The organism is Pedobacter panaciterrae (assembly GCF_013204795.1).
Lineage (GTDB): Bacteria > Bacteroidota > Bacteroidia > Sphingobacteriales > Sphingobacteriaceae > Pedobacter > Pedobacter panaciterrae.
Map to the genome: position 1 here is coordinate 307602 of NZ_JABMKW010000017.1, position 25415 is coordinate 333016.

Below are 25415 nucleotides of genomic sequence, written 5' to 3' on the forward strand. Positions count from 1 at the left end.
GCTAGCCTCCATTTGGCAATATTTTCTTTTCTAAAACCGCTCTGTTTTCTTCTCCCCATCTTGCAGTGGATTTTATAACCGGGATGAGTGATTTTCCCAATTCGGTCAATTCGTACTCAACCTTTAAGGGACGCTGATCATATACCTTTTTTAAAAGCAATCCGTGATCAACCAACTGATTGAGCTGGGTATCCAGCACTCTTCTGGAAGCGTCGGATAGCTTTCTGTGTATCTCTCCCGGACGTGCGATTCCGTTATAAATACTCCAAATCAGACTTATTTTCCATTTTCCGTTCATCACTTGCATGAAGAGATGTAGTCCACACTCCAAAGTAAGCGGGATTTTTTTTTGATACATAGGCGCAAGAACTATAAATTTTGATACGGATAAATTTAGCCCTACTTGTACACGAAAATCGGTTCGGGTAACTTTACCGTATAAAATTAAACAAAAAAAGATGAGATATAATTTGTTCGGCACGCACACGGGTTTATATGCAAGTGAAATGATATTGGGGGCTGCCAGTTTTGGTACGCGAAATGGTTATGGCGCAGCTACTGAAGACGCGCTGCAGATATTAAAGGCTTATGCCGATGCGGGCGGGAACTTTATCGACACTTCTGATAAATATCAACTGGGAGAATCTGAAGAAATTATTGGAGCATTCGTTAAAGGGCAAAGGACTGATTTTATTATTTGTTCCAAATACACACAAAGCAGCAGTGCCGCTCCCAAAACCAGCAATTTTGGAAACCACCGGAAATCCATGAGACAAGCGGTAGAGGCTAGCCTGAAAAGATTGCAAACGGACTATATTGATATTTATATGCCGCATTATGATGATGGAGTAACACCCTGGGAAGAAATAGCAAGAGGATTGGAGGATTTAGTCAGCAGTGGTAAGATATTATATTCCGGTTTGACCAACTTTCCCGCTTGGAAAGCGTCTGCTATCGGCGCTGCAATCACATTGACTGCTATTCAAATCGAATATAACCTTTTACAGCGTACAGGAGATCGCGAGTTCTTACCTATGGCATCACAGTTTGGTTTAGGTGTAATGATGTATTCTCCACTGGCTGGCGGCTTACTGACGGGAAAATATAGAAAGGGAGAAACCGGGCGCCTGGTAAAAGATGCAAATTCTGCTCCATCGGAAGATATTCGCACCAAAAACATCCTCGATTATCTAACCATTTTGGCAGAAGAACATCAGGCCACATCAGGACAGCTTGCATTTGCCTGGGTTTTATCGAAGGGTGCATTTCCGCTAGTTGGTGCCCGCAAGTTATCGCATTTGGAAGATAGCCTGATGGCTTCGCAAATTCAATTGACACCGGAACAGATCTTAAAACTAGATGACTTGAGTAAGGTGTCCTTGGGTTATCCACATGAACTATTGGTCAAAGTCAGAGGATAAGTCCAGACTGAAATTTCTGCTATATTAACTGTCCTCTTTTCAGTCAACTCCACCCAGTCAGGTCGCCAAGGGCAGTTTTTTTTTAGAAAAAAAGAACATTAATGAATGTGCGGTGTTAACGCATGTAGTGCCGGGCATTGAATACTCCTGGACATGAATAGGCCATTTTATGTAATTAACTTAAAACGCCCATGAAAAGAGAAGATCCATTATCCATTTATAGAAAGTGGTTCGCTGAACTGGAATTCAATCTGGCAGATGAGATTGCCCATACGGTGTTCAATGCGGTAGTGACCTGCCGATCCCTGAATCTGCTATTCATTAAAAAACAAACCAGCGAAAGTCCCGGACTGGCCTCGATGAGTTTGATAAGCATCATTGATCACCAGATTACCTTACAGCAAAAACAATCCAACCGGAAATTTTCGATGTTCTTGCTTGACATTACTAGTATCATTTTACAAGTCGATGAGCCACAGATACCCTCCCTGCTGGAAGAATATAAAGAGCAGTACATCAGAAGTCTTGTGAACGGAAACCAGGTCGAGGCAAACCATTTCGAGGTGTTAATCGCTCAACTCAGCCTGGAGCTTGAACGTGAGCATGCATGGAATAAGCTGGAAGCGTCTGGTTTCACATTCAGTGCCATATACAACGATATTGACCATTAAATGAATGCCGTCTCTTACAGGATACTACAATAGTATAGCTGTTGTTTTTATTGCTTGTAAGTAACTGGTTTACAGATTGGATTTACTGGGAATGGTGTATATACGGCACATACACTCTTTTTGAATTCATCAGCTCATTTACTTTGCATCGATGACAATTATTGATTTATCCGGGTTGCTGAAAGAGGCGATTACTGCTGGTGCGAATAAAGCACTTGCAGAATCCGGTCAACTGCCCGATACACTCACCAAAGCACAGGCTTACCGTTTATATGGTAGGGTTAATGTGGACAGGTGGTGCATGGAAAATCTGATCCATCCGGTGGTTAAGGCTGGATCAGGGAAAAAGAAATTCATCGACCGGTTAAAGCTGGAGGCAGTTGCCAGGGCAAGTAACCGGACTACCTACCTGCAGGTTGCAGAGCGGTAAATTGATTTGAGCTGTTGCTCAGCGTACATTGTCCTATTGGGGTGAAGCATTTTCCGGGGAACCGGAGAATTACAGAGCAAGGCTTTTCTCGTCTTAACGGTTACGTGTAGCCAATAAGGTGAGAAAATCCTGAACCATAGGCAGTCAGTTTTGGCAGGTAGGTAAATACCGACGTGAGTAACCCCGGTTTAAGGGAGGCAATTTTTGTCTCCCTTTTTTTATTACTTCAAACTAGGCTTCGCCATGTCATACAACATTACTGATTTCTCTTTAGTTTTTATTTTACGTAGTGCAGCTGAACTAGGTGCTAAAAAAGCGCTTTGTGCGACTGGCCTGATCAAGCCTTATTTATCTAAAGCAGAGGCTTTCCGTTTGTTTGGTCGGGCCAATGTTGAGAGCTGGATCGGGTCGGGTCTGTTGACACCGCGTAAGGATGGGGATCATTCCTCGTGCTGGAGGATAGGTCGGCTGGAAGCGGAGTCGATTAAGTGTGCTATGGAAATCATCCGGATACTTTAATTTATGGATCAGCATACTTTAAGCCGGATAGACCGGGCTGTTGCAGATAACATTAAAGATATACAGCGCTCATTTGGTACACAGGCAGGGCTGGTACAAGATTTTATTGTGTTTATTTCCCATCGTTTGAAGACTGATCTGTTTGGTTATACCCGTTTTACTTTGCAGGACTTTTGTAAACAAACTGGCCGTAACCGTCAGGATTTGGCTTTGCTTTGTGCGGATTTTGTTTCCGGCAAGTTTGCTGCGCCAGTTATTGAGGGCTTTGCTTTTCAGACAGTATTTGATTATGGGTTATATAGTATGATGGAAAGGAACATCATCTTTTCCTCTCGCTATGAAGTACGAGAAAAGGATTCGGTATTGGTGATGCACAGCTTTTCTATCTTGAAAGATTTGCGCTTGAACTTTGTTCGTGGCATTAAGGAACAGAAAGTGTATGAAGTGCGCTTGTCAGATGAACTTTTACAGGGCTTTTTATCGCGCTATTATACGGTGAATACCGAGAGTTATAAGCTGGTGGGTAAAGGGCGTGGTGGGGATAGTCGGAAAAAGCTACTGTTGTATCTATCCAAATTGAGTCATGTCGTGCAAACTTCGGGGCATCTGGAAACAGTAGTGCCGTTGGATAGGCTTTGTGAGTTTGCGGACATTACGGATGTGCGTCCAGCGCATAAGAAGCAAAACCTGGTTCGGGTATTGAACCATTTGATAGTTGTGGGGAAGTTTGGGTTCAAATATGTATTTACCTCCAGGAATGGCTACATGGTAACACTGGCATTTGAACCCACCCTTTCCAGGCGTCTATTGCAAAACGAACATAATTTTTATCACAGGCTTTTATCAGGGCTTCGCTCCGTATTTGATACTCAGAAGGTTCAGTCTTCTGGTTCCTTTGATAAGGATCCGTTTCAGGCATGGCTTGTCGATTCTTTTGCTGATGTTGAAGTTAAGGCGCAGATCCTGGCGAAAGCTTATTATGCTGGCTTGGGTATTGAGATTAGTTTTGCTCATGCCATTAGCCTGATCCGTTCAGGGACGCTATTTAAATGAAACGCTATGGTTGAAATTGCATTTTTAAAATGACTAGTTTTATGGAAATGATCTGGATCAGGCATCTTTGTTTTAACAAACTGTAGATATCGTATCGGTCATACACTTTAAAACCATGATAAAATCCAAGCACTTCTTCTGTCTGATTATGTTTCTTCTTCCCGGCGGTTTATTTGCCTGCTCATGTGCCAATGAGGGTGTGATCAATAATTTTCAGCGGTCCGAATTCGTAGCAAAAGCTAAAATCATCAAAATAACACCGGATTCAGCAAATTCGGAATACCATGATGCGGTAATAGAAATCATCAACTTATATAAAGGTGAGCAGCTGAGTAAGATCAAGATCATGAGTTCATTGAATACTTCCTGCGGCTTTTTACCGGATGAAAATTCAACCTGGATCATATTTGCTAGTACGTGGCAGGGTGTGTTGAGTTTTGGATTTTGCTCCGGCAGCATGCAGGTTGACAGGCATTTCGACCCTGTCATGTATCCAAACGGAGCTAAGAACTGGGGCAATACAGTTAAACTAAGAGAAGGGGCGATTGCATTTCTTAGCGACCATGAAATTTTTAATCCTAACCCTTCTTTGATCCGCCCACACAGTAGTGAGATCGGTTCATTCAAAGGTTATAAAAATGAGAACAGCTTTGCTGTATTTCAGGTAGATGTGAATGCCGACTTCTCGATTGCTAAGATCAAACAGCTTAAAAAATTTGAGAATAAGACGCTTAACAAGCTGGTCTTTAACAGCATGAAGAAGAATCTAAAGCTTAGTGGTAGACGGGGCAAACCATTGGCAAAACCGACTAGACTGATCTTATTTTGCTACTATTATGAACAAAATGGGTCACAGCAAAGCTTTCTAAGCTTTTTCGATGTCTAGGCTACCTAAAGTTAAATAAGGTTAAATATTTTACAAATACGATAAATGACTGTATATTAAGACTGTATATTGTAAATCTTATCTTTTGAAGAACAAGTATAAACGCTATGAAAATTAACCTCTTATTTGTTATGCTCCTGATTTGTGAAACCGCAAATGCACAAATGCTGAAGCTAAAACCAGGGCAAAAGTTCAGTTATGAGGCCATAAACAGCAGCGACTGGAAAGACAAACAATACAGCTCAACCAATTACGAATACTGGAAAACCAATTTTGAGGTGATCAGTCATAAAAATGGTATATACACCTTAAAAGCATCTCCTGAAATATTTCTGACCAAATGGGGCGATGGTATTCACGATTCTACTGTTCCTTTTGAACAGCAGCCGGCTGATTTTATGGCGGTTGCAAAGAAAGTGATGACCGACTGCTCCTATGAATTAAAGCTGGATGAAAAAGGAAACATCACAGCCATAAACGGAATACCTGAAATCAGGGCGGCTATTATGGCCAAACTGAAAGCGTTAAACACGCCGGAAGGTTATGAAAAACATCAGAAGCTGATAGAAGTAGTGCCTTCTGAGGAATATTTTAAGGAACGTCTACCCTTCTTCAAGCACCCGGTACGTTCTTTTAACCGTGACACCACGATAACCCAGCGCTCGCCTGAAGGCGCCGAGATGGGCACCACACGTACCATCATCAAGTTTAATCTGATCAGCCCGGCAAAAGATAGATTCGATGGCTTATCTACCCCGCTAATGGCAGAGGCTAAAGCGAAATTGAATTATGCAGATTATTATACTCCGATCAACAAGGCTAGACGTAAAATTCAGGAACTGGCCGATAAGTTTGGCCAGGAGAAAGGAAGTCAGACGATTGAAGCGAAGGTTCTGAAACAACTGGATTCACTAGACAAAGGCTTCGCAAAAGATGACTACCAGTACATGGGAGCCAAACTTGGTCTTTTAACTTATCTGAATACTGGTGGTTATTGGGATGTGCTGGAGAAAGTACCTTATGAATATCTGCCTAGTGAAAATGACATAGACAATAAGCTTACCCGAGACCTGGAAAGAGATGATATGAGTAAGGTTAAAAAGGCCATGGAGTTGTCCTTTACCAAATTTAAAGGAAAAGACTATTATCCGATGAACATGGGAAATACCGCAGGTTCCTTACACGATAATTTTGGTGGACTGATTTACCGGATTCAAAACAAAGACTCTCTTCAGGCGGCCTACAACATCATCAAACAAATAGAAGAGCTTAAAATCCCAATAGCAACAGAAATGCTCAAAGGAATGAAGACTTATGTGCAGGCGAAACTGGCAACTGATCAGAAAGAACTGGCTGAAATTGCCCATGTCAACTTCAACTCCGTATTTGACAAAGCGGGACGTTACCGGATATTGATTTACGACGAACTGGTGAAAAAGCAGATCCCGGATTCTATAAAGCTGGCTTACATCGATTATACCATAGACCTGGATAAGAAAAAAATCGAACAGATCAATTCAGGCGCCATTGAAAATATAGAACCTTTTTATTTCACATACTTCATAGCCAGGAATAAAGTCGTTTATAAGAAAAATCTTGCGGATGCCTATTACCGTAAAAGCAAACTAGACAAGAAGACTGAAGAATCCTATTTGCAGATGGCAGCAGATTACCTGCCTACCCAACAGGATATTGTAGACAATGAGTTTGGTTTAAAAAGGGAATACAAATTCACTCCCTTCGTTCCCTATACTGATCTTTATTTAGCTTCTGGTGGTAGTAAGGGCATAACTGATGAGGCGAAACTCAACAAATATGTTGATATGGTTATCCTTGAACCGGAGCGTTATGCCACTTTGAAAGAGAACTACCTGAAAGCTTATCCAAATGGTGATTTTAAAGCCTTCTTCAACAAGGCATTGAAAAGTAAACTTCCTGCAATCCCAACATTTTCCTTAAGTGAGCGATCCGGAAAAATAGTGGCGAATAAGGATCATGCGAACAAATTTGTCTTTGTCGATTTCTGGGGCACCTGGTGCGGCGCCTGTGTAGCGGAAATAGATAGAATTGAAGCCATTCACCTGAAGAATCCCAATCCTGAAAAACTGGTGGTAACGACTATCGCTTGTTATGATAAAAAGAAGAATGTCGACGACTTTATGGCCAAAGAAAAGTACAGCTATCAGGTGTTGATGTCTGACGGGAAAGTGGAGAAGGATTTCAAGATCAGAGGTTATCCGACCAAACTCCTGTTACTTCCAAATGGTGTGTATGTGATGATTTCCTTCTTTTCAAATTACGAGGATGTTTTGAACAAATATTTGAAGTGGGAAATCTAATTTGACGGTTTGGACGGTGCTTTTCATCTCCGAAGGATCAGGTTTAGCTGATCAATCTCCTAGTGCCTCTGGGATTTAAACTACTTTTTGTACGGATCTGAGTACCTGCTTGCAATGTGGGTAATTACTGCAACCTAAAAATTTCCCTTTTACAGATTCCCGTTCTATCATCCTACCATCGCACTTTGGGCACTTGACGTGCTCAGTTGTGTTGTTGCCAAGGTTATAGGAGTCGATAATTTCTTCCAGAAACTTGCTTTGGTTTTGTGGGTTGTACATCAGGTAAACCTGGTGGCGGGCACGGGTAAGTGCAACGTAAAACAGGCGCCTTTCTTCGGCATTCTCGAAGGTCTCGCCTTCATGCAAGAGGTTATTCAATATCGGATCGTCGGCAACTTCCGAGGGGAATCCGTAGATTCCTGCATCCAGATCGAGTAATATAGCTACATCACAGGTTAGCCCTTTGCATGCATGCGCAGTGTGGTAAGCTATCTTCAAGTTCTTAAAGGCTTTTTGAAGTTCACGTAGATCTGGGGGTGCATTGTGATGGTATCGCCCGATAAGAAAAACGGTAGCCTTTGGATGGTTCAAGGCAATCTTTGAAAGGGTTATATTCAGTACGTCCCATTTTCGCAAGGTCAGCTCAGCAATATTTCCACCTGCTGCGACAGGCAACAATTCGAAAGCAGGCAATACAGCTTTGAAAGGAGACGTGAGTTCTTTTTGCAGTTGACTGGGATTGGTTTGAATGAATCCACTAGTTAAGGCCAAAATCTCATCATTAAAACGATAGGTTTGTAAAACGGTATTTTCTGCTGTCACCCCAAAATGCTTTGAAAATTCCGTGATGATACTGATGTCACTTCCTGTGAAACGGAAGATGGATTGCCAGTCGTCACCAACGGCGTAAAGCTTGGATCCGGGATTGGCTTTTTTCAGTGCCTTGATCAGTCCATATCTTCCCAGCGACATATCCTGAAACTCATCAACCAGGATATATTTGTAGGCTTTGGGAAACTCACCGTTCTGAATAAAGTCAGCTGCATGATTGACCATATCGTTGTAATCAATACTGCTGGTTCGGGATAGTTCCTGCTCGTAGCTTTGATGCAATGGACCGAAGACATCCAGAAATACAGAGAAACGCTGATCGGTGCTTTTTGCTTTAAGTGATGCCACTGAGGCGTTATTGGATTTCATTAAACTGAGGAAGGTATAGACCAGGCCCATGAAGTCTTCGTAATGATCTGTTTTTTTGATTTTGGCCAGGACTTCCTCTCCTGGTCGTTTTTCCAGCACAACACCATGAGCGGTTAATTGCGTTTTGAGTGAACGCAGTAAAGTATTGTTTCTGTTTTGAAAAGAATAAGTTTTGATGAGCGTACTGCCATATTTTTGGTGAATGGAATCTTTCCATTGCATGCCATGGTGATACTGTTCTTTTGCCGTTTGAAAGGGTGGACTGCTTTTGAACCAATCCGGAACCTCACCATTTTCATCAATTCCATAATGTTCGTGATATATGCCATAACCTGGCAGGAAGAAGTCCGGTTGATAAGACTGAAAGTCCGGGTTGCGGTCTTCCCGTTCCATGGGGTAAAGACTTTCGTATTCAAACTCCACCTGATGCAGGTAAAAGAAGTTAGCGATTAGTACCTCTTCCTTACTTTTACAATGGATATCGTTTAGGCTTACATTGCAAAAGGATTTTTCGTGCCGGATAAAATCGCTTCCTGTTTTGAAATCAAATTCATCCCTTGGTGGCCTTGCAAAAAATGCAATAAAATTAATGGCCTTTTGCTGAAAGTCAGCATCCGTTAGAAATAAGCGGTCAAATTCTTCTTGTAAGAACACCTTAGCCATATAATCTTTTCCCTCAAAGGCCATTTTCTTTGGGAACTGACTACAATAGCGGCTAACCATATTGCCAAAACTGTTGAATGTTCGGAAGGTAATCTGCTTCACCTGTTCATCATGGTTCAAAAAAGTAGCCGTCCTGTCAAACATTTCCTCCACCGCACTATTGGTAAAAGAGATCACTAAAAGCTGTTCTGGTAGCGCCAATTCTTTTTCAAGGATATAAGCAATTTTTGCACTAATGGTGGTTGTTTTTCCTGTACCGGCACCGGCAATGACCAGATTGTTATCCTCATCACATACCACCGCCTTCATCTGATCCATGGAAAGCGGATAGCTATCCAGTGTGGAAAGGTAAGCCTTGTATTTAGCGATTTCAGTTTGAACAAACCGGCGATTATAAGCGGACCGGATCTCATTTAGCTTTTCATGGCTGGATATAAAGCGGTAAATCAGTTCGTTCTCAGTGGTATCAAGTCCACAGTTTTTATAATCTCTAGGGATCGCCTGGAGCAAGTCAGCTTGGGCATTTCGTAATGCCTGTGCGTCGAAATTAGAGAAATACAAAGCCAAGTTTTGCTTTTGATCTATTGCCTTTAATGCGGCGTTGATCTGCGGAAGGAGACTTCGGATGTTCTCCCGTTTTTGAAGTTCGAGTTGATGCTGTTTAAACAGATACCAAATACCGAGGGTAAGAATAAACAGGATGATCTGTAAGAATACGGGGAGGCCCTGCTTTTCCTGGTAATGGTTGGAAGATTTTTTATTCTTTGTAGGCATTGCTGAGCGCGTATTCAATAACAATCCAAAGATAATGTTTTAATGGTCCAAATTATCGCACTCCTAAGTAAGCATTGTCGAACACTTCGGCACAGATGTCAGATATTTTGATTTGAATGTCGAGTATTTAGGTTTTCATGTCGCCTACTTCGGCTTTGATGTCGGGCTCTTTGACTTCAATGTCAAGTAGTTCGACTTTAATGTCAAGTAGTTCGACGACTGTGTATTAATGTCGAGTATATCGGCAACTCCTCAGGGCTAGAGAGGTCTTGACTGGCCTTTGATGTCGAACACTTCGGCCAACAATAATAGTTTAATATACTTAATAAAGGCATATACGCTTTTCCCGCTTAACTCCCCTGCTGAAAAACAAATTCAATTTATATGTTGTCAAACTCTGATAAAGCCCTTGTGGTAAAGGAACAGGTGTCTATGATGGACTTTCTGTCTCGACTTGGATTCCATCCTAAGAAAACTTACGGCAATGAGGCCATGTATATCAGCATGGTCAGGGATTCAGATGCTAATCCCTCATTTAGTGTTAATGAGAAACTTGGTGCCTGGTATGACCATGGCATGGGTAAAGGAGGCGATATCTTCGACTTCGCGATGTTGTATTGGAAAGGTCTTAAATTCCAGGAGGCGGTTGAAAAAGTTCGACAGGTTTGTAACCTTCCCATCTCTGAACAGGTGACATTTAACAAGATCAATCCTCGTCCACGTTTAAAAGTGGCAGTAAAACTCCCTAATTACCAGATACAGGAAATCAAACCTTTCGGCTCTTCTGAGGCGATCAATGCTTATTTGAGAAGCCGAGGTGTTTTCGATGTGGCATCTACCCAGCTTGCCGAGGTTCATTATTATGTTGAGGATGAAAAAAAACAACGCAAGCAGTTCTTTGCTGCAGGATGGATGAATGAACTCGGAGGATGGGAAGTCCGCAATAAATATTTCAAAGGCTGTTTGGGTAAAAAAGCGATCACCTTGATTCCGCGGGGCGCTAAAAAACTGGCTGTCTTCGAAGGCTTTTTCAATTACCTGAGCTGGCTCAGGGATAATCCAGGGCATGGCAGATCTGCGCTGGTATTGAATTCACTGGCGCTGATTGATTCGGGTATTGAGAAGGCCAAAGCCTTTGCTGAAATAGATTTGTATTTGGACCGGGATACTTCCGGCTACAATGCGGTTAGGACCTGGTTGAAGGCCCTGCCTTACTCAACCGATCGTTCCGGTATATACTTGGGTTATAATGATTACAATGATAAAATCACTGCTGATTTGAGAAAAGAGCGAAGGCAGGGATTCCAAAATCCAGTGAGGTCTCCTTGATCGCGATTGTGGTGTTATTTCACCACAATTCATTATTATTGCTTATAATATTCTTACCTTTACTCTATGTCATTAGCTCGTGTTAACTCTCAGTTGAACCTAAGTGCATTAGCAAAAATGGTGTCTAATGCTGGATTACAGCGCATGATGTTTGCTGATGATTTCAAAAAACAGGCAAAACATCTCAAACAATTGCTGCGTAAAAATGGCATCCAGGTTGAAAGGAAATCCTACGTTTCTGAACTGATCGATATTTCCTATGATCACTTGTTGACTCATTACCGACATGAATACTTATACAAGGTTGCCCTGTTAAACAGCTATGTATTTCATAACCATTCACTTTCCGATACAATTTTACTAAACGAGTTCAGAATAGGAAACTCCAAAGCCGATACCATATTGATTAATGGAGCGAATAAGGTATTTGAAATTAAAACTGAACTAGATAGCCCTGAACGACTTTGCACTCAGATTGATGATTACTATAAAGGCTTTTCAGAAGTGTATATCGTTATACACCATTCAGAGATTGGTAAATACATGGATTGTATAGATGAACATGTAGGAATAATGGTGTTTTCAAAAGACAATACCATCGAACTGTGTAAGGCTGCTCAAATCTATAATGACAGGCTGGATATCGTTGCAATGATAAAGGCCCTGCGGAAAGATGAATATTTGCAATTGGTCTACAAAATGACTGGAGAAATTCCAAAAGCAACTCCTATACAACTTTTTAAGACCTGTGTAAATATACTCTCCGAATATCCAGTTCTGGAGGTACACGCTGAGTTTTTGAAAATCATCAAACAACGAATCAACCTGTGTACAAATGACTTGATACAGAAATCGGAATTACCGGCAGCACTTCGTTTATCCTGCTATTACTACAATCTGGATCAGAATGATTATATTAGCTTAGTTGATAAACTAAGTTATCAAATATAATTAACGCTATGTATTTACCTTATCTCAGGGGAAAACAGTATGAGCTGCTGGCTTTACGCGAGCTTTGTGCTTTACCATTAGACAATACCAAGATTTTTCCGATTTTGGAGCCTTTAAAAACGACGCTCAAAAGTATTGAGACAGCTTTAGTGGCACTCAAACGAATCGGCATTCAAATGCAATTGATTGTCAACCCAGAACATGGTGAGCTAAAGGGAAACGGAAATGTGGTTCTAGATTTCATCGATCACATGCGATCTCTGGGTGTAGATAACGTGATCCCCACCTACATGATTTTAAGTGATCGTGATTTTACTTACTTTGAATCCACAGCTGCCGTCCGCGGCTATCTTGAATCTGGTTATTCTCTTGTACACCTCAATCAGATCAGCAATGTAACTGCGCTTAAGACATTGGTGAATGAAAGTGCGATCAAATTCAATATCATTCATGTCACTCACCAAATGTCACTTAAACGCGGTTTTACAAATGGTGCTCTGACGCTGCTCAGCGACCCCTTCAATAAACAAAAACGTAATTCTGATTACATCAGTGTGGATGATGAATTTTTCTCCAACGACTACTTGTATTATGTTGACGAAAAATTTGCTGCCTTTTCGGATTACCTAACGATTGGATCCGACTATGTCGAGGGTGGGATGCTGCCTTACGCAGTTGCTATACACCTGACTTATGTGAACAAAGAATCCGGTGAGATCTGGATCAGACATTTTATTTCAAACAGCAACGAAGATTACAGTGACACACCGGGTAAATTCGGTGAGGCCTTAGATAAGCTTATTGAATTTATCAATGCTGAAGACTTACACACGAAGGCTTGCGAACAGTTTCGCGACTACCATTCTCGCGGCGCGTTTCCTGGTTTAGGCGTTGTTAAAAAGCTTTCTATCATGCACCATATTCAACTCATTCAGGAGCTCATTTAATTTAGGGTGGTTTGCTGTACGAATTGCTTTTCTGATCAAGGATTAAAAAAGCGAATAGAGTCATTGTCCACTAAAAAAGGCAATTGCAATTTCTGCGATTCCAAAGGAATTATTGTGATTACCTGCACCGATCTCAATACAGAGTTTGAGCAACTGTTTGATATGTATATTCCGAACCCAAATGCTGAGAAATCACTGGGTCATGATAAACCTGTATTGCTTCATGAACATCTGATGGAATACTGGCCCAGGTTATTCAATACAGCCAGTCTGTCTAAAAAAGATGTATTGCACCTCGTAAATCAAATTGGACGTGGTTGGGACAATTATAGCGATGAGTTCTTCGAGACACCAACAGAATTCGGGACACTCCTTGATTCTGCCGCAGGACTGGGTGAAGACCTTCAGTTACAGTGGGACATGTTTTCCGACGAAATTAAAACCCGCAATCGTTTTTTTATAGGCGAAAAAATTGATACTGATCGATTGGAAAGCGTTTTTGAACGCTTAGCCATTTATTATCCATCCAATTCTTATTTTTACAGAGCGCGAATTTCTGATCATCAATTACCTCCCAATGAACTGGGTAAACCACCACAAAACAATACCACACCCGGCCGGGCAAATCCTATTGGAATACCTTATCTCTATATATCCGAAAGTAAAGAAACTACCCTTTATGAAACTCGGGTGGCTCTCCATGAAGGAATAACAGTGGGCAAATTTGTCACAACAGAAACCATAAACGTTGTCTCATTGAAAAACATAGCAGATCATGGCCCTTTTGAAATACTTGACCGTGGCTTCGACCTTGAAGAATTCATCTTAGTACGGCCCTACCTGATGCGATTGGAACATGAACTTTCCAGGCCCGTAAGGAAATTGGATATACATTTGGATTATCTTCCCACACAATATCTCTGTGAATTTATCAAATCACTGGGTTTTGACGGTGTGGAATACAAAAGTGCTATGAATTCCCAAGGTTATAACCTAGCGGTTTTTAAAGATAGGAAACTAAAGTGCGTCGAATCCGCCTTCCATCACGTGACTAACTTAACTTACGACTGGGAACCTAAATAGGCTCACAGGAATTTGTGAAAATTACTGAATCCAGGTTCTTTGCACAGAGAGCAACTTCCAGGTATTGTCTTCGAAAACCAGAAATGCCTCGCCTCCTTCGTAAACCATATTGTAATAAGCCTTGGCGTACTTAAAATCCTTATCAAAAACGATAGAACTAATTGTAGGGTAAGTGTAGTATTGCCAATACCCACCCCAATGACCATGGAAGATCTTAATATAATTTTGCAGGAACTGTTGTCGATCGGCACTTCCTCCTGTAGCCTGGGCAGTATTCATAATCCCTCCTGTGGCAAATGGTACGTGGTTATTCCCGATGAAACTATCCAAAAGCACTTTATACTTATCACTGAGGTACAAGGGCGTACCTTTGGTCTGGATGGTGTTAGGACGAAAATCAATTACTGAATCAATTAGAATTCTCTCGGTGTCATCCCACTCCCGTTTGCTATCGGGTCCAAATAAATCTAAAAAATATTTATCTCCTGATTCAATAGAAGCGATCCGTTTTTCGGTGTATAATATCCTCTTCGCATTTTTTTTAATGTTATCAATCGCATATGCTTTGGCTTCCTGCTCTGTATAGTGAATCTTTTCTTTCTGATAGATTTTGAAACTATTTTGAATAATAAAGTAATTAAACCCCTCATAGATCCTATTCCCGAATTCTGAACCGCCCCTGCTCTTTAGGTCCACAGGATTGTAAAACACTTCAAAAACCTGATAAGCCTGCTGAATGGGATTACGCATCTTCGACCGTTCATCCTGTGTAGCAGGACGGAGATCTTTGGCCCAGTCATCGAAAAATCGCTTGAGTTTTACAGTTGATCTTTTCTGGTAAGCTTTTTCCAGTTGCTTGACAGTTTGCCCCTTGGCATGCCCAAGGAAAAATAAAAGTGCTATAGAAAGGAGAGCATATACTTTTTTCATTGCTGGTTTAACATGGTCATGAACAAATTACGAACTTAATTTCAAAACTCCCTTACTCAGCTTTTTTCAGCCCGAACTTTCATTAATTTCGATTACACCAACAGAATTTATCCTACATTTAATATCTACAAGCAATATTCTTTATGAAGTACCTGGTTCTCATGCCATTTTTATTTTTTTATTATTCATGTTGTGTCGCACAAAGTACCCTTTCTCAGCAAAGTGAACCGGAAAGGCTTGATTCCCTCTTCACTGTGGCACAGTCTGTATTTCATCTTCCCGGTTTTTCCATAGGAGTTATAAAAGACGGAAAGAGAATATTTGCCAAAGGATATGGTAAAAAAGAATTGGGCAAACAGGCAGAGGTTATAACCAGTTCCGTTTTTCACATGGCCTCACTTTCAAAACCTTTTGTAGCCCTGGCTATTCTGCAACTTTCGGAAGCTGGAAAACTGAAACTGGATGAACATCTAACGACCTATATACCTTATTTCAGGATGGCTGATGATCGCTATAAACAGGTTACGATTCGGCAGATGCTCAGCCATATTTCCGGCTTCCCTGATGTGGCAGATTATGGCTGGAAAAACCCCAAGTATGATTTAAAGGCGCGTGAACGTTACATTAAAGACAGTATTTCTCATGAAATGCTTCTTAGTACACCCGGCCAGGATTTTTCTTACAGCAATATGGCTTATGATGTACTGGCAGAAGTCATTAGTATTGTTTCAGGCGTCGTATTCGAAGATTATATGCAGATCCACATTTTTAAACCTTGTGGAATGACTCACACTACGTTTCTCGGACCTGAAACGAATTCATCACTCCAAACCAGTCCTCACTACCTGGGGGACAAAGGGCGTATTGTGCCAAGTCCTGTTTATCCATATAACCGGGTACATGCAGGAAGCTCTACCCTACATTCAAATGTGGAGGATATGCTCTTATGGCTGGGCATGCTGATGAATGGAGGCAAGTTAAATGGCCATCAGGTTATTAGTAAGGAAAATTTGCAACTGATGCTCAGCACCCAGCATAAATTTGATACGCAAAGCGGAATGGGACTAGGCTGGTTTATAGAAATGCGTGAAGGAAAAACATTCATTAGTCATGGAGGAAGTGATGTTGGTTATTCCACGTACATGGCTATAATTCCCCAAGAAAAAACGGCTATAATACTGATGAGTAATTTTTATCGTTTTGTTCCTGTTGATGAATTGGCTGCTCTGGCAATGAATATCCTACACCATCAACCTTTACGAAGGTTAAAAACGCCGATCGCCCTTGCAATTGCTCCTGTAATAAATGACGAGGGAATTATAAAGGCTCGGCAGTTGTACACAAAATTAAAAAAGGATCATCAGGAAACCTATAATTTTGATGAGTCGTCATTGATTACGCTGGGATATTCCTACTATTATCTTGGTGACTTACAAAAAGCAATTGATGTCCTCTGCCTGAATGCAGAAATTTATCCCAAATCCGTATGGAACCTACAGACTTTGGGTGAGGTATATTCACTTGCAGGAGCAAAAAAGAAAGCTGCCGCAACCTTCCAAAAAGCACTGGAACTGGATCCAGAGTGTGCACCCTGTAAACTTGGATTAAAGAATACAGCTAAGGATTAATAAAATCGAAAGAGGTCGGTAAACCGAAAATTCATTGCATGAATTTACTCCAGCTGCGTTCCTTCGGAACCGCGCTGCAAAGCAAAAACAAACCGTTTGCTCATCAGCACCCTGATTTGAATTTTACTTGGCAAGATGTCTTTTTGTCCGACAGAAATTCCTCCGGAACCCTGTTCGACAAAAAGTGATCTTGCCTTAAACAACTACCTCCTTACAGTCGTGGTTTATTAAGGAGTTATTCTGCTCGCAACTCACAGAATTTATGGAGGAAAAAAAAGGTAGATCGGCAGGAAGGCCTGCGGTGAAGAGCGGTAAACGCTCATTTAAGATTGATATCCGTTTTACCGAGGAGGAGTTTACTGTTATTCTTGGCCTGGAGAAGACTTTGGGTATGAAGCGGGCAGATATTATTCGAATGCGTGTAATGCAGCAATCTGGTCAACTCATGGTCAACGCCAGGGATCTGATAGCAAAGCTCGATGTGCTTGGTGCGGAGCTTGGCCGTATTGGCAACAACATCAACCAGCTTGCGCGATATGCAAATACCTTAAATAAGCGTGGGTTGTTGTCTCCCCAGATTATCGAAAGGTATAATCGGCTGATAGCAGATTACATCATTATTCAGCAAAAGCTGGAAGTCGTGCTGCGTAAAATCATTCGCGCAAAGAGTCAATAGTGAATTTCTGACATGGTGATCTGATTTCAATTAATCAGCGTTTCAGCAATTCAATGATCCAATACCTCAGTGGCTCACTATGTACACATTCCTATAACTCAACATTTCATTTAATCAATCTTCATTTTTAAACTATGAACACTCAATTCGTTATCGACTTGTCGACGCTGGCTTTGGCGCTGTCATTTTACTTCACCATCAAGTGTATCTATTACCTGCTGTTTTATTTTTTGTGCAATCCTTCCGGACATTGGGATTCAGGCTATACTGCTGGACACAATGCACTAGCCGACAAGATCCGACCTGATATAGAGAAACTGGCTCGGACCTGGACGAACTTTAAAAACCATGTAGAGGCCATGGATGAATCTAAAAAGGAAAATTCAACAAAGACAGATGATCGTAAAGTTCCTCGCGAAGAGCAAAACATTTAAAGGTGTTCGCTACAACACCAATAAGGTGGGAAAAGATAAAGGGGAACTGATGAAGGTTTCTGGCTTTGGATCGCTGCAAGGAATGTCTCAACTGTTACCGCAGGATTACATTAATTATTTAAATATGGTTTCTGCTCCTAACAAGCGGGTGGTTTATCCGCAATTGCATGCAATTATTTCTGCTAAGGGCAAGGAATCAAGTAAGGAGGATTTAACGGAGATTGCCGAAAAGTGGCTTGCTCAAATGGGATATGGAGATCAGCCTTACCTGATCATCTTTCATAAAGATACGCGCAATCAGCATGTCCATATTGTGTCAACACGGGTAGATAAAGCCTCGGGAAAAAAGATCAGCAGTGCTTTTGAGCACATCCGTGCGATGACGGCGATCAATAAAATTATGAAACAGGACCCGCTTGCTTTGGCGAAAGCTGATCTTGATCTCGCCATGAAATATAACTTCCAAACTAAGGCCCAGTTTAAGATGATCCTGGAAGGCAGGGGCTATACTTTAGTCGAGAAAGACGGTAAGCTTTCGCTGATTAAATTCGGGAGAAATCTGCTGGAGGCTGATTTGGGATTTTTGAAAGAACGGAAAGCCACTTACCAGATTGATTTAGCGAGAGCCGGACAGATCACGGCCTTATTACATAAATTCGGTCATCAGCATTCGGCAATGCTTCGCGCCGAAATGATACAATTGCCAGGAAACTTCGAGCAAGAAAAGAAATCATATACTTCGGATCTTGCTATTTTCATGAAGCAAAAATTTGGCATTGAACTGATCTTTCACGGAGCACCTGGCAGGATTCCTTATGGTTACTCTATCCTGGATCATAACCCAAATCACAAAAATGTTTTCAAGGGTGGAGAGATCATGGATATTCAGGATTTATTATCAACGTCTGCTGACGTGCAGAAGATGAGTACCGACTGCCTGGAGACCATCCCTGTGAGTGAAGCGAGCAATATTGAACTCATCAGTGAGAACAGTACAACAGGTCATCAGTTCACTAACTCATCGGCTCATTCCGTCACTGGTGAATTTGGGTTTGAACCGTTTGAACAACCTGTTCAAATCTCCATATCTGAAGATATAGACGATGAGGCAATTCACGGGCGTAACAGGCATAGGAAAAGACAGGCAAGAACCAATACGAGATAGTATTCCAACAAACACTTTTATCTTGCTTCTGAGTCAGACTTTTACTAATTTCAGGAATGCAAATCAAACAAAGGATAAGCCAGGTTATGTACGTTTTACTGGTATTGATAGTAAACTACATTGGGTTTTTCCTGATCATCGGCACTGCAATGGTTCCTACCTATCAGGACGATTCTCTGACGGAGATCTTCATCAAAAAAGGCTTGATATTGCTTGTGATTTTTGCATTCCTCTCTGCTGTGGTGGCCTTTCTGAGCTTTATTTTTCGCTACGAAATGGGCTATCAGGGCAAGGCGATCTGGAAAGTTGCGATAGCTCAGATGATCTTCTTTATGCTTATGGTGGCAGTATTACTCGTGATTGGCAACCACTAATTAACATTTACATATGATCATTCTTATTGGCAACCAAAAAGGTGGCGCAGGGAAAAGTACGCTTACACTTGTCCTGGCCAATTACCTAACTATGTCCCGGCACTGCAAAGTGACGGTTATTGACATGGACTATCAGCAGTCTATTGTCCAAAAATACCAGCGTGCAAAATTGCTGGAGAACTCAGAACCTTATGAGGTAATTGCAGCAAGCCTCGAACAATATCCTGCGCTGCTCAAAGTCCTGACTGAAAATCTGGAGGACTTGGTGCTGATCGATTTACCGGGAAAACTGGATGACGATGGGTTGATTGGTGTTTTTCGCTCTGCGGATCTGGTGCTTTGTCCATTCTCCTATGACGAGTTCAGTTTTGAATCTACTGTTCTTTTCTCAGTGGTGTTGGAAAAGATCAATCCTGAGGTGCAGACTGTATTTATCCCTAACCGGATTAAAGCGAATGTCCGGTATGAAACGATGGCTGAAGTAGATCAGCAGCTGGGCAGGTTTGGCCTGGTTACCGAGTCTATTCCTGACCGTATTGACTTTTCGCGCGTAAGCACTTTCCGTACCCCGGCTTCTTTGATTCCGGTTGTTCAGCCGGTCATGGATCAGCTATTTGTGAATTACTTCGCATTCCTTGTTGATGATCTTAATGCAAACGATCTAAATACTTATTAAAATGAGCGAAATTAAATCTCTGGCTGATCAGCTCCGCAGCAGCATCGTCGGGAATTCTGGCGGGAAACCACCTGCTAAGAATCTGAAGCTTGCCGCTGTTCAGCCTAAGTCAAAACCACCTCCAAAGATCTTGCAGGAGATCCTGGATTATGATTCTTCAGGCAATAAAGCCATGGTACATGCAAAACTGGATGCGGCTACGGCCAAACTGCTGGGACATTTTAAAATGGCAACCGGGGTGGATAATATCAAACTGGTGGCTTTTGCTGTGCGACACTTGTTTGCTACGCAGCCTGAACTTAAAACTTATATCAAAAACTTTATTCAATCTCTTGAACTATGAACTGGATTTCTTTCCTGACTTATTTGGGGCTCGGATACGGAGCCTATTATTTTATTGTGTTTCTTCTGGACAGCAGGGCTTCTTCGGGATCAGAAACTGGGGCTTCATTGCCTGTTCTTACTTTTTCGGAAACTGTTTTACCTGAAAAAGTGAGTTTGGAAGATTTCGGTTTGGAGGATAATAATTCCTCCGCAGGAGGTGCAGCTTCTATTGGTATGGGCGGAGTGTCCATAAAAGAACTGTTTAATCTGGCCCGAAAGGATGCCATTGAATTTACCAAATCTGTTAGTTTTTAAGGTCCGGAAGATGGGAAAGTCGAAAAGCAATCTTCAATTGAAATTTCGCGTCTACAGGCTTGCCGTCAACGATGACTGGCACCCAGTCTGGAGGAAGCATTTTAAATACGCGCAGGCCTTCCTCTTCTAAACCATAGCCGTTTGTACTGATGGCTTTTTCCTGGGTTAGTTTACCTTGTTTATCAATCTTGGCCTCAAGAACGACCCAACCCTGAATATTGTTTTCCTGAGCCGACGCTGGATAACGGATACTACGTACAAGGATAGCTATCATCTTCGAATCTCCACCAAAATAAACTCCGCGTGAGCCAAGATCCTTCACACTATTTCCTTGTTCATCAAGCTCCTCAACCGAGCTGATCATCTTAAAAACATCATCCTGAAGAAAGCTTTGGGTGGCAAAATCGTACTTTTGGACAAGCTTGCCATTATAGTAGCTTTCCCAAATGCCTGCTTTTTTATCGGCTTCAAACTGGCCTTTTTCTGAATACGAAGATAAGCTTGCGCTATATGGCCCTTGTTTTATTTCAGGATTGCTTTTCAATACGCTATATTTTTCTGCGATGGTGAAATAGTCATTTTTACGTTTGAAGGAAATCGTTTTTGTTTCCTGAGCCCAGGAGACAGAGAATAGTAACGATGACAAGATGAGAAGGCCGAGCGTTTTGAGATTAAGCATAACAGATGGATTTGAACAGGAAAGTTAACCACAAAAAATGAGTTTTAAAACATGCTAAAAACTATTTTAATTTTTCTGATCATACCGCTGTGTTTAGCTATTATTCCAGCATCTGCCCAGCCCGGCATATCTGAAATGAAGCAGGCAACAGCTGATCTGAGACAATCTTTCTTTTCCGCCCGTGATGCTTCTTTGGTATTGGCTGCCTTGTTCGGAATCGCCGGTGCGGTCAATGTTTATTACAACTGGCAAATGGGTAAGGACAAAATCACTGCAAAAGTTGCCGCATGGTTTTTCGCTGCATTTTTTATGATCCTGATCGGGCCGTTTTTACAGGTGCTTTTCGGTATCTAAGTTAACCTCTTTCCTTCCATATCAGGCCAGTTCGGCCTCAGAACTCATTCAATTCATGAAACAAATTGAAACGTACCAAACATCTTCTGGTGCTGGCAATCCTTATTGCCATTACCCACACAACAGTATTTGCCCAGAGTGGCGTCAACGGTTTGAACACCGCCACTACAACGCTTAAAACTTACGTCGGGCCGGTTACCAATACCACTCTTGTTATTGGTGGTATCGTCGGTCTTGTCGGAGGTCTCCGCGTTTATTCCAAATGGAATTCAGGTGATCAGGACATCAACAAGGAACTCATGGGCTGGGGAGGTTCCTGCCTGTTCCTTGTCCTTTCTTCGCTGATTGTTAAAGCCTTTTTTGGCCTGTAAATGGAGCGCAGATTCAACGTATACAAGGGGCTGCAAAAGCCCCTTGTATACCGCGGTTTCGCAGGGAAATTCATTTACTGGGGAATCGGATCGCTGCTTTGCGGCTTAGTGCTGGGCACTATGGTGATGGCGCTTTTCAGTATGCTTTTGGGCGTAATTCTACTGGCTGCTTGCATTGGTGGTGGCTTATCTTATACCCTATCGCAGCAGAAACGGGGGTTGCACCTGAAGTCCCGGTCTTTAGGTACTTATCATTTTCAAACTAAAATCAATTCTAAAATTTATGAGGGGACACAACGAATTCAGGCTGCCTTATATCGGCACCGATAAATACCTGGATATGGATTTGCTGTATGGTCTGAACGGAGAATTCTCTGTTGTCATTTCTATGCTCAATCCGGTATTGCAATATTCTGGTTCCGGTGAAGCCTATTTTGAATTCCATAGCCTTTTTACCAATATCCTGAAGATCCTGGGTAGTGGATACTTGTTGCAAAAACAGGATGTGATTTGTAAGTCTGTTTACCCTTATCGCCCCGCAGCAGAATATTTGCAGGATAAGTACAACCAGCATTTTGCGGGCAGGTTAACAACAGAAGTTCAGACTTACCTGACCATTACCCGGCAGGTTAAAAAGGGTGCATTCTATACCTTTGATGTTCGGGTGTTGCAGGAATTCCATCAGAATGTGGCTAAGGTGATTTCGGTTTTGGAAGCTGCTAAAACTCAGCCTAAGATCTTGAAAGATCATGAAATCAATACGCTGATCAAAAGAATGCTAGGTCTGAATTTTACGGGGCAGACTTTGACCTTGAACAACATCTCTCCCACTGATACGCAACTGAATTTTGGTGAGCTTTCTCTGCGGAGCATTAGCCTGATTGACATTGACAGCATCGATCTGCCTTCGCAGATTAGTGTCAGTACTGTGCTGAATGACAACGATACCTTGCGTGGTTTCCCGGTAGATCTGCTTTCGTTTTTAGTTCGCACACCTGACTATCATTGTATTATTTACAATCAGCTCATTGAAATTCCGCCACAGCCATTGACACTTCGTAAGCTGACTTTGAAGCGGAAGCGACACTCTGGGATACCTGATCCGGCGAATGCAATTTGCGTAAATGATATTGATGCGCTACTGGGTGATGTGGCAAAGGACAACCAGCTTTTGGTCAATGCGCATTTTAACATTATGGTTGTGGCAGCTGGAGAAAAATTACAGGCGGCCTGCAATTTCGTAGAGACTGAGTTATTTGGTTTGGGAATTACCCCTGGCAAGAACGCTTATAACCAACTGGAACTTTTTCGCACTGCGATTCCTGGGAATGGCGTAGAGCTGAAACCCTATGACTGGTTCCTAACGACCAGTGATGCGGCGCTATGTTTCCTTTATAAAGAGTCGCTTTCGGTGGATGATCCTTCAGATTTCCTGATCCGTTTTACCGATCGCCACGGTGTTCCGATTGGGATAGACATTTCTGATTTGCCGATGAGTCAAAATCGGATGAGCAACCGCTCCCGCTTTGTGTTGGGTAGCTCAGGCACCGGAAAATCGTTCTTTATGAACTCCGTATTGGAACAATACATGCTTTATCAAATGGATGTGGTGATCATTGATACTGGACATAGCTATTCGGGCCTTTGTAGTTATTACAATGGCAAGTACATTACCTATTCTGAAAAAGAGCCGATTACAATGAATCCTTTTGCTATTGGCGTTGAGGAATACAACCTGGAGAAGAAGGATTTCCTGGTTACGCTGATCACTTTGCTGTGGAAGGGTGCTGATGGTTCTATTTCTCAGGTCGAGTCTGATGTAATCACCCAATTGATTACCTCTTACTATACTTTGTCTTTTTACGGGCGAGACATATTCGGTAACCAGGTCGGATCCTTGATTTCAGAGCAGAACTTCAATTCGTTTTATGAGTATGCGTTGGCGACTATTCCATTGATTAAGGACACTGAGCAGATCCATTTTAATCTGGAAGAATTCCGCTACATTTTAAAAAAGTTCTATCGTGGCGGTGAACATGACCGGATGCTGAACCAGCCGGTTGATCAGTCTTTATTTGATGAGCCTTTTATTGTTTTTGAAATTGATACCATAAAAGATTCGAAGCTGTTTCCAATTGTTACGTTGATCATTATGGACGTATTTTTGCAAAAGATGAGACACCGTTCAGACCGACGGAAAGCGCTCATATGTGAAGAAGCGTGGAAGGCGATTGCGAGTCCCATTATGGCAAATTACCTTTTGTTTTTGTACAAAACGGTTAGAAAATTCTGGGGTGAGGCTATTGTTGTTACCCAGGAACTTGGGGACATTTTAGGCAATCCAATAGTGAAGGACAGTATCATCGGCAACTCAGGTACAATCTGTTTATTGGATCAGAGTAACTTCAAGGATAACTATGATGAGATCGCTAAACTGCTTTCAATTAATGATACGGAAAGACGGAAGATTTTCACAGTGAATCAGCTTGACAATAAAACCGGACGGGGTAAATTCAAAGAAGTGTATATCCGCAGGGGAATGACCGGTGAGGTATACGGCGTGGAGGTGTCGATTTTTCAATATTTATGTTACACCACAGAAAAACCCGAGAAAAATGCGGTTGAACGGTATGTCCGGCAATACGGGTCCTACCCGGCTGGCCTGGATGCTTTTGTTTCTGATTTTGAATTGAGCGGCCTGACCCTTGGGAAATTTGTCGCTAGCGTGAATTCTCGTCAGCTTAGACCCGGCATTGCTAGTAGCTAGTTATACTTAAATTCGAATGGCTGATACATACGATACCTCACCGGTTTGCCGTCCCTGGTTCCCCGTGTATATTTTGGCAAGAGTTTCAGGATCCGGACAAGTTCTGTTTTCATGCTTTCAGGTCCTGTTCCGTTTACGGTATAAGACGAAACGCTACCGTCTTTTTCAACAATCCGGGTGATTTCTACCTTGGTATAGTTCCTGTTTTTTTTCAGGACAGCAGAGGCCGTGAACTCCTTATTTATAAAACGGCTGTATTCCAGGTTGTCCAGAGCGGATTGCGGCAGCCTCAGGTCATGTCCCTCGCTGGGCGTTCGGTCATCATAGAGGGTAGTATCAGCTGCTGAGGCATCTTCTGAAATGGTTTGAGCAATGCTATTCTGGCTGATTGCCGTTAGCATCAGCAGGGATAAACAAAACAGGATGAATCTTTTCATGGAAAGCGTTTTGATTAAA

28 protein-coding genes are annotated in these 25415 nt (G+C 42.0%); 23 read left to right on the plus strand and 5 right to left on the minus strand.

What is annotated here, in order from left to right; genetic code table 11:
* Position 1: 1 nt before the first annotated feature.
* Positions 2–358: a winged helix-turn-helix transcriptional regulator gene (locus HQN86_RS12520; RefSeq protein ID WP_172661296.1), complete on the minus strand. Its 357-nt coding sequence runs from the start codon at positions 356–358 to the stop codon at positions 2–4.
* Between the two features lie 112 nt (positions 359–470).
* On the opposite strand from HQN86_RS12520, the gene HQN86_RS12525 reads away from it, so the two are divergent.
* The 7 genes from HQN86_RS12525 to HQN86_RS12555 all read left to right on the plus strand — a co-directional run bounded on the left by HQN86_RS12525 (position 471) and on the right by HQN86_RS12555 (position 7319).
* On the plus strand, positions 471–1421 hold the full coding sequence (locus tag HQN86_RS12525) for an aldo/keto reductase (RefSeq protein ID WP_246269582.1): 951 nt from the start codon (positions 471–473) through the stop codon (positions 1419–1421).
* 191 nt (positions 1422–1612) lie between these two features.
* Entirely contained in the window at positions 1613–2092 is a 480-nt protein-coding gene (locus HQN86_RS12530) for a hypothetical protein (protein WP_172661298.1), read from the plus strand.
* Positions 2093–2243: 151 nt separating this feature from the next.
* On the plus strand, positions 2244–2522 hold the full coding sequence (locus HQN86_RS12535; protein WP_172661299.1) for a hypothetical protein: 279 nt from the start codon (positions 2244–2246) through the stop codon (positions 2520–2522).
* 243 nt (positions 2523–2765) lie between these two features.
* Complete coding sequence (locus tag HQN86_RS12540) at positions 2766–3041, plus strand: hypothetical protein (RefSeq protein ID WP_172661300.1); 276 nt, start codon at positions 2766–2768, stop codon at positions 3039–3041.
* Between the two features lie 3 nt (positions 3042–3044).
* Positions 3045–4094 carry a hypothetical protein gene (locus HQN86_RS12545; RefSeq protein ID WP_172661301.1) on the plus strand — a complete coding sequence of 350 codons (1050 nt, stop codon included), beginning with the start codon at positions 3045–3047 and terminating at the stop codon, positions 4092–4094.
* A gap of 115 nt (positions 4095–4209) precedes the next feature.
* A complete protein-coding gene (locus HQN86_RS12550) occupies positions 4210–4980 on the plus strand; it encodes a hypothetical protein (protein WP_172661302.1) in 771 nt (256 codons plus the stop codon).
* A 107-nt stretch (positions 4981–5087) separates the two neighbouring features.
* Complete coding sequence (locus HQN86_RS12555; RefSeq protein WP_172661303.1) at positions 5088–7319, plus strand: TlpA family protein disulfide reductase; 2232 nt, start codon at positions 5088–5090, stop codon at positions 7317–7319.
* A gap of 75 nt (positions 7320–7394) precedes the next feature.
* Here the strand turns inward: HQN86_RS12555 and HQN86_RS12560 are convergent, their stop codons facing one another.
* On the minus strand, positions 7395–9956 hold the full coding sequence (locus tag HQN86_RS12560) for a UvrD-helicase domain-containing protein (protein ID WP_172661304.1): 2562 nt from the start codon (positions 9954–9956) through the stop codon (positions 7395–7397).
* 384 nt (positions 9957–10340) lie between these two features.
* On the opposite strand from HQN86_RS12560, the gene HQN86_RS12565 reads away from it, so the two are divergent.
* The 4 genes from HQN86_RS12565 (at position 10341) to HQN86_RS12580 (ending at position 14266) form a co-directional block, all read left to right on the plus strand.
* Entirely contained in the window at positions 10341–11285 is a 945-nt protein-coding gene (locus HQN86_RS12565; protein WP_172661305.1) for a CHC2 zinc finger domain-containing protein, read from the plus strand.
* Positions 11286–11351: 66 nt separating this feature from the next.
* Complete coding sequence (locus tag HQN86_RS12570) at positions 11352–12236, plus strand: sce7726 family protein (protein ID WP_172661306.1); 885 nt, start codon at positions 11352–11354, stop codon at positions 12234–12236.
* 8 nt (positions 12237–12244) lie between these two features.
* A complete protein-coding gene (locus HQN86_RS12575; protein ID WP_172661307.1) occupies positions 12245–13183 on the plus strand; it encodes a sce7725 family protein in 939 nt (312 codons plus the stop codon).
* Between the two features lie 63 nt (positions 13184–13246).
* A complete protein-coding gene (locus HQN86_RS12580; protein WP_172661308.1) occupies positions 13247–14266 on the plus strand; it encodes an RES family NAD+ phosphorylase in 1020 nt (339 codons plus the stop codon).
* A gap of 21 nt (positions 14267–14287) precedes the next feature.
* Here the strand turns inward: HQN86_RS12580 and HQN86_RS12585 are convergent, their stop codons facing one another.
* A complete protein-coding gene (locus HQN86_RS12585) occupies positions 14288–15196 on the minus strand; it encodes a hypothetical protein (RefSeq protein WP_172661309.1) in 909 nt (302 codons plus the stop codon).
* Positions 15197–15339: 143 nt separating this feature from the next.
* Here HQN86_RS12585 and HQN86_RS12590 point away from each other — a divergent pair, with 143 nt between their 5' ends.
* From HQN86_RS12590 to HQN86_RS12625, 8 genes are all read left to right on the plus strand, one after another.
* Positions 15340–16824: a serine hydrolase domain-containing protein gene (locus HQN86_RS12590; RefSeq protein ID WP_172661310.1), complete on the plus strand. Its 1485-nt coding sequence runs from the start codon at positions 15340–15342 to the stop codon at positions 16822–16824.
* 262 nt (positions 16825–17086) lie between these two features.
* On the plus strand, positions 17087–17500 hold the full coding sequence (locus HQN86_RS12595; RefSeq protein ID WP_172661311.1) for a plasmid mobilization protein: 414 nt from the start codon (positions 17087–17089) through the stop codon (positions 17498–17500).
* A gap of 134 nt (positions 17501–17634) precedes the next feature.
* Positions 17635–17934, plus strand: a complete 300-nt coding sequence (locus HQN86_RS12600; RefSeq protein ID WP_172661312.1) for a hypothetical protein — start codon at positions 17635–17637, stop codon at positions 17932–17934.
* Positions 17897–19099 (plus strand): relaxase/mobilization nuclease domain-containing protein, encoded by a 1203-nt coding sequence (locus tag HQN86_RS12605; protein WP_172661313.1) that lies wholly within the window; start codon positions 17897–17899, stop codon positions 19097–19099. Before HQN86_RS12600 ends, HQN86_RS12605 begins: the two co-directional genes overlap by 38 nt.
* 56 nt (positions 19100–19155) lie before the next feature.
* Positions 19156–19473, plus strand: a complete 318-nt coding sequence (locus HQN86_RS12610) for a hypothetical protein (protein ID WP_172661314.1) — start codon at positions 19156–19158, stop codon at positions 19471–19473.
* 13 nt (positions 19474–19486) lie between these two features.
* Positions 19487–20149, plus strand: a complete 663-nt coding sequence (locus tag HQN86_RS12615) for a ParA family protein (protein ID WP_172661315.1) — start codon at positions 19487–19489, stop codon at positions 20147–20149.
* 1 nt (position 20150) lies between these two features.
* On the plus strand, positions 20151–20492 hold the full coding sequence (locus tag HQN86_RS12620) for a hypothetical protein (protein WP_172661316.1): 342 nt from the start codon (positions 20151–20153) through the stop codon (positions 20490–20492).
* Positions 20489–20788: a hypothetical protein gene (locus HQN86_RS12625; protein ID WP_172661317.1), complete on the plus strand. Its 300-nt coding sequence runs from the start codon at positions 20489–20491 to the stop codon at positions 20786–20788. The genes HQN86_RS12620 and HQN86_RS12625 overlap by 4 nt, the downstream gene beginning before the upstream one ends.
* Here HQN86_RS12625 and HQN86_RS12630 read toward each other — a convergent pair.
* Entirely contained in the window at positions 20778–21467 is a 690-nt protein-coding gene (locus HQN86_RS12630) for an energy transducer TonB (RefSeq protein WP_172661318.1), read from the minus strand. The genes HQN86_RS12625 and HQN86_RS12630 overlap by 11 nt on opposite strands.
* A gap of 51 nt (positions 21468–21518) precedes the next feature.
* On the opposite strand from HQN86_RS12630, the gene HQN86_RS12635 reads away from it, so the two are divergent.
* The 4 genes from HQN86_RS12635 to HQN86_RS12650 all read left to right on the plus strand — a co-directional run bounded on the left by HQN86_RS12635 (position 21519) and on the right by HQN86_RS12650 (position 24959).
* Entirely contained in the window at positions 21519–21821 is a 303-nt protein-coding gene (locus HQN86_RS12635; RefSeq protein WP_172661319.1) for a DUF4134 family protein, read from the plus strand.
* A 65-nt stretch (positions 21822–21886) separates the two neighbouring features.
* On the plus strand, positions 21887–22192 hold the full coding sequence (locus tag HQN86_RS12640) for a DUF4134 domain-containing protein (protein ID WP_172661320.1): 306 nt from the start codon (positions 21887–21889) through the stop codon (positions 22190–22192).
* Positions 22193–22522 carry a plasmid transfer protein gene (locus tag HQN86_RS12645; RefSeq protein WP_216854393.1) on the plus strand — a complete coding sequence of 110 codons (330 nt, stop codon included), beginning with the start codon at positions 22193–22195 and terminating at the stop codon, positions 22520–22522.
* Positions 22476–24959, plus strand: a complete 2484-nt coding sequence (locus tag HQN86_RS12650; protein ID WP_172661321.1) for a TraG family conjugative transposon ATPase — start codon at positions 22476–22478, stop codon at positions 24957–24959. Before HQN86_RS12645 ends, HQN86_RS12650 begins: the two co-directional genes overlap by 47 nt.
* Here the strand turns inward: HQN86_RS12650 and HQN86_RS12655 are convergent.
* Positions 24956–25396 (minus strand): energy transducer TonB, encoded by a 441-nt coding sequence (locus HQN86_RS12655; RefSeq protein ID WP_172661322.1) that lies wholly within the window; start codon positions 25394–25396, stop codon positions 24956–24958. The genes HQN86_RS12650 and HQN86_RS12655 overlap by 4 nt on opposite strands.
* Positions 25397–25415 lie beyond the last annotated feature (19 nt).

Excerpts from the sequence above, each read along its gene's own strand:
- HQN86_RS12530 (WP_172661298.1), top strand. The coding sequence starts at position 1,613 with ATGAAAAGAGAAGATCCATTATCCATTTATAGAAAGTGGTTCGCTGAA.
- HQN86_RS12610 (WP_172661314.1), top strand. The coding sequence starts at position 19,156 with ATGCAAATCAAACAAAGGATAAGCCAGGTTATGTACGTTTTACTGGTA.
- HQN86_RS12645 (WP_216854393.1), top strand. The coding sequence starts at position 22,193 with ATGGAGCGCAGATTCAACGTATACAAGGGGCTGCAAAAGCCCCTTGTA.
- HQN86_RS12600 (WP_172661312.1), top strand. The coding sequence starts at position 17,635 with ATGAACACTCAATTCGTTATCGACTTGTCGACGCTGGCTTTGGCGCTG.
- HQN86_RS12590 (WP_172661310.1), top strand. The coding sequence starts at position 15,340 with ATGAAGTACCTGGTTCTCATGCCATTTTTATTTTTTTATTATTCATGT.
- HQN86_RS12615 (WP_172661315.1), top strand. The coding sequence starts at position 19,487 with ATGATCATTCTTATTGGCAACCAAAAAGGTGGCGCAGGGAAAAGTACG.
- HQN86_RS12595 (WP_172661311.1), top strand. The coding sequence starts at position 17,087 with ATGGAGGAAAAAAAAGGTAGATCGGCAGGAAGGCCTGCGGTGAAGAGC.
- HQN86_RS12535 (WP_172661299.1), top strand. The coding sequence starts at position 2,244 with ATGACAATTATTGATTTATCCGGGTTGCTGAAAGAGGCGATTACTGCT.
- HQN86_RS12550 (WP_172661302.1), top strand. The coding sequence starts at position 4,210 with ATGATAAAATCCAAGCACTTCTTCTGTCTGATTATGTTTCTTCTTCCC.
- HQN86_RS12575 (WP_172661307.1), top strand. The coding sequence starts at position 12,245 with ATGTATTTACCTTATCTCAGGGGAAAACAGTATGAGCTGCTGGCTTTA.
- HQN86_RS12585 (WP_172661309.1), bottom strand. The coding sequence starts at position 15,196 with ATGAAAAAAGTATATGCTCTCCTTTCTATAGCACTTTTATTTTTCCTT.
- HQN86_RS12605 (WP_172661313.1), top strand. The coding sequence starts at position 17,897 with ATGATCGTAAAGTTCCTCGCGAAGAGCAAAACATTTAAAGGTGTTCGC.
- HQN86_RS12625 (WP_172661317.1), top strand. The coding sequence starts at position 20,489 with ATGAACTGGATTTCTTTCCTGACTTATTTGGGGCTCGGATACGGAGCC.
- HQN86_RS12545 (WP_172661301.1), top strand. The coding sequence starts at position 3,045 with ATGGATCAGCATACTTTAAGCCGGATAGACCGGGCTGTTGCAGATAAC.
- HQN86_RS12570 (WP_172661306.1), top strand. The coding sequence starts at position 11,352 with ATGTCATTAGCTCGTGTTAACTCTCAGTTGAACCTAAGTGCATTAGCA.
- HQN86_RS12635 (WP_172661319.1), top strand. The coding sequence starts at position 21,519 with ATGCTAAAAACTATTTTAATTTTTCTGATCATACCGCTGTGTTTAGCT.
- HQN86_RS12630 (WP_172661318.1), bottom strand. The coding sequence starts at position 21,467 with ATGCTTAATCTCAAAACGCTCGGCCTTCTCATCTTGTCATCGTTACTA.
- HQN86_RS12655 (WP_172661322.1), bottom strand. The coding sequence starts at position 25,396 with ATGAAAAGATTCATCCTGTTTTGTTTATCCCTGCTGATGCTAACGGCA.
- HQN86_RS12650 (WP_172661321.1), top strand. The coding sequence starts at position 22,476 with ATGAGGGGACACAACGAATTCAGGCTGCCTTATATCGGCACCGATAAA.
- HQN86_RS12520 (WP_172661296.1), bottom strand. The coding sequence starts at position 358 with ATGTATCAAAAAAAAATCCCGCTTACTTTGGAGTGTGGACTACATCTC.
- HQN86_RS12555 (WP_172661303.1), top strand. The coding sequence starts at position 5,088 with ATGAAAATTAACCTCTTATTTGTTATGCTCCTGATTTGTGAAACCGCA.
- HQN86_RS12565 (WP_172661305.1), top strand. The coding sequence starts at position 10,341 with ATGTTGTCAAACTCTGATAAAGCCCTTGTGGTAAAGGAACAGGTGTCT.
- HQN86_RS12540 (WP_172661300.1), top strand. The coding sequence starts at position 2,766 with ATGTCATACAACATTACTGATTTCTCTTTAGTTTTTATTTTACGTAGT.
- HQN86_RS12620 (WP_172661316.1), top strand. The coding sequence starts at position 20,151 with ATGAGCGAAATTAAATCTCTGGCTGATCAGCTCCGCAGCAGCATCGTC.
- HQN86_RS12560 (WP_172661304.1), bottom strand. The coding sequence starts at position 9,956 with ATGCCTACAAAGAATAAAAAATCTTCCAACCATTACCAGGAAAAGCAG.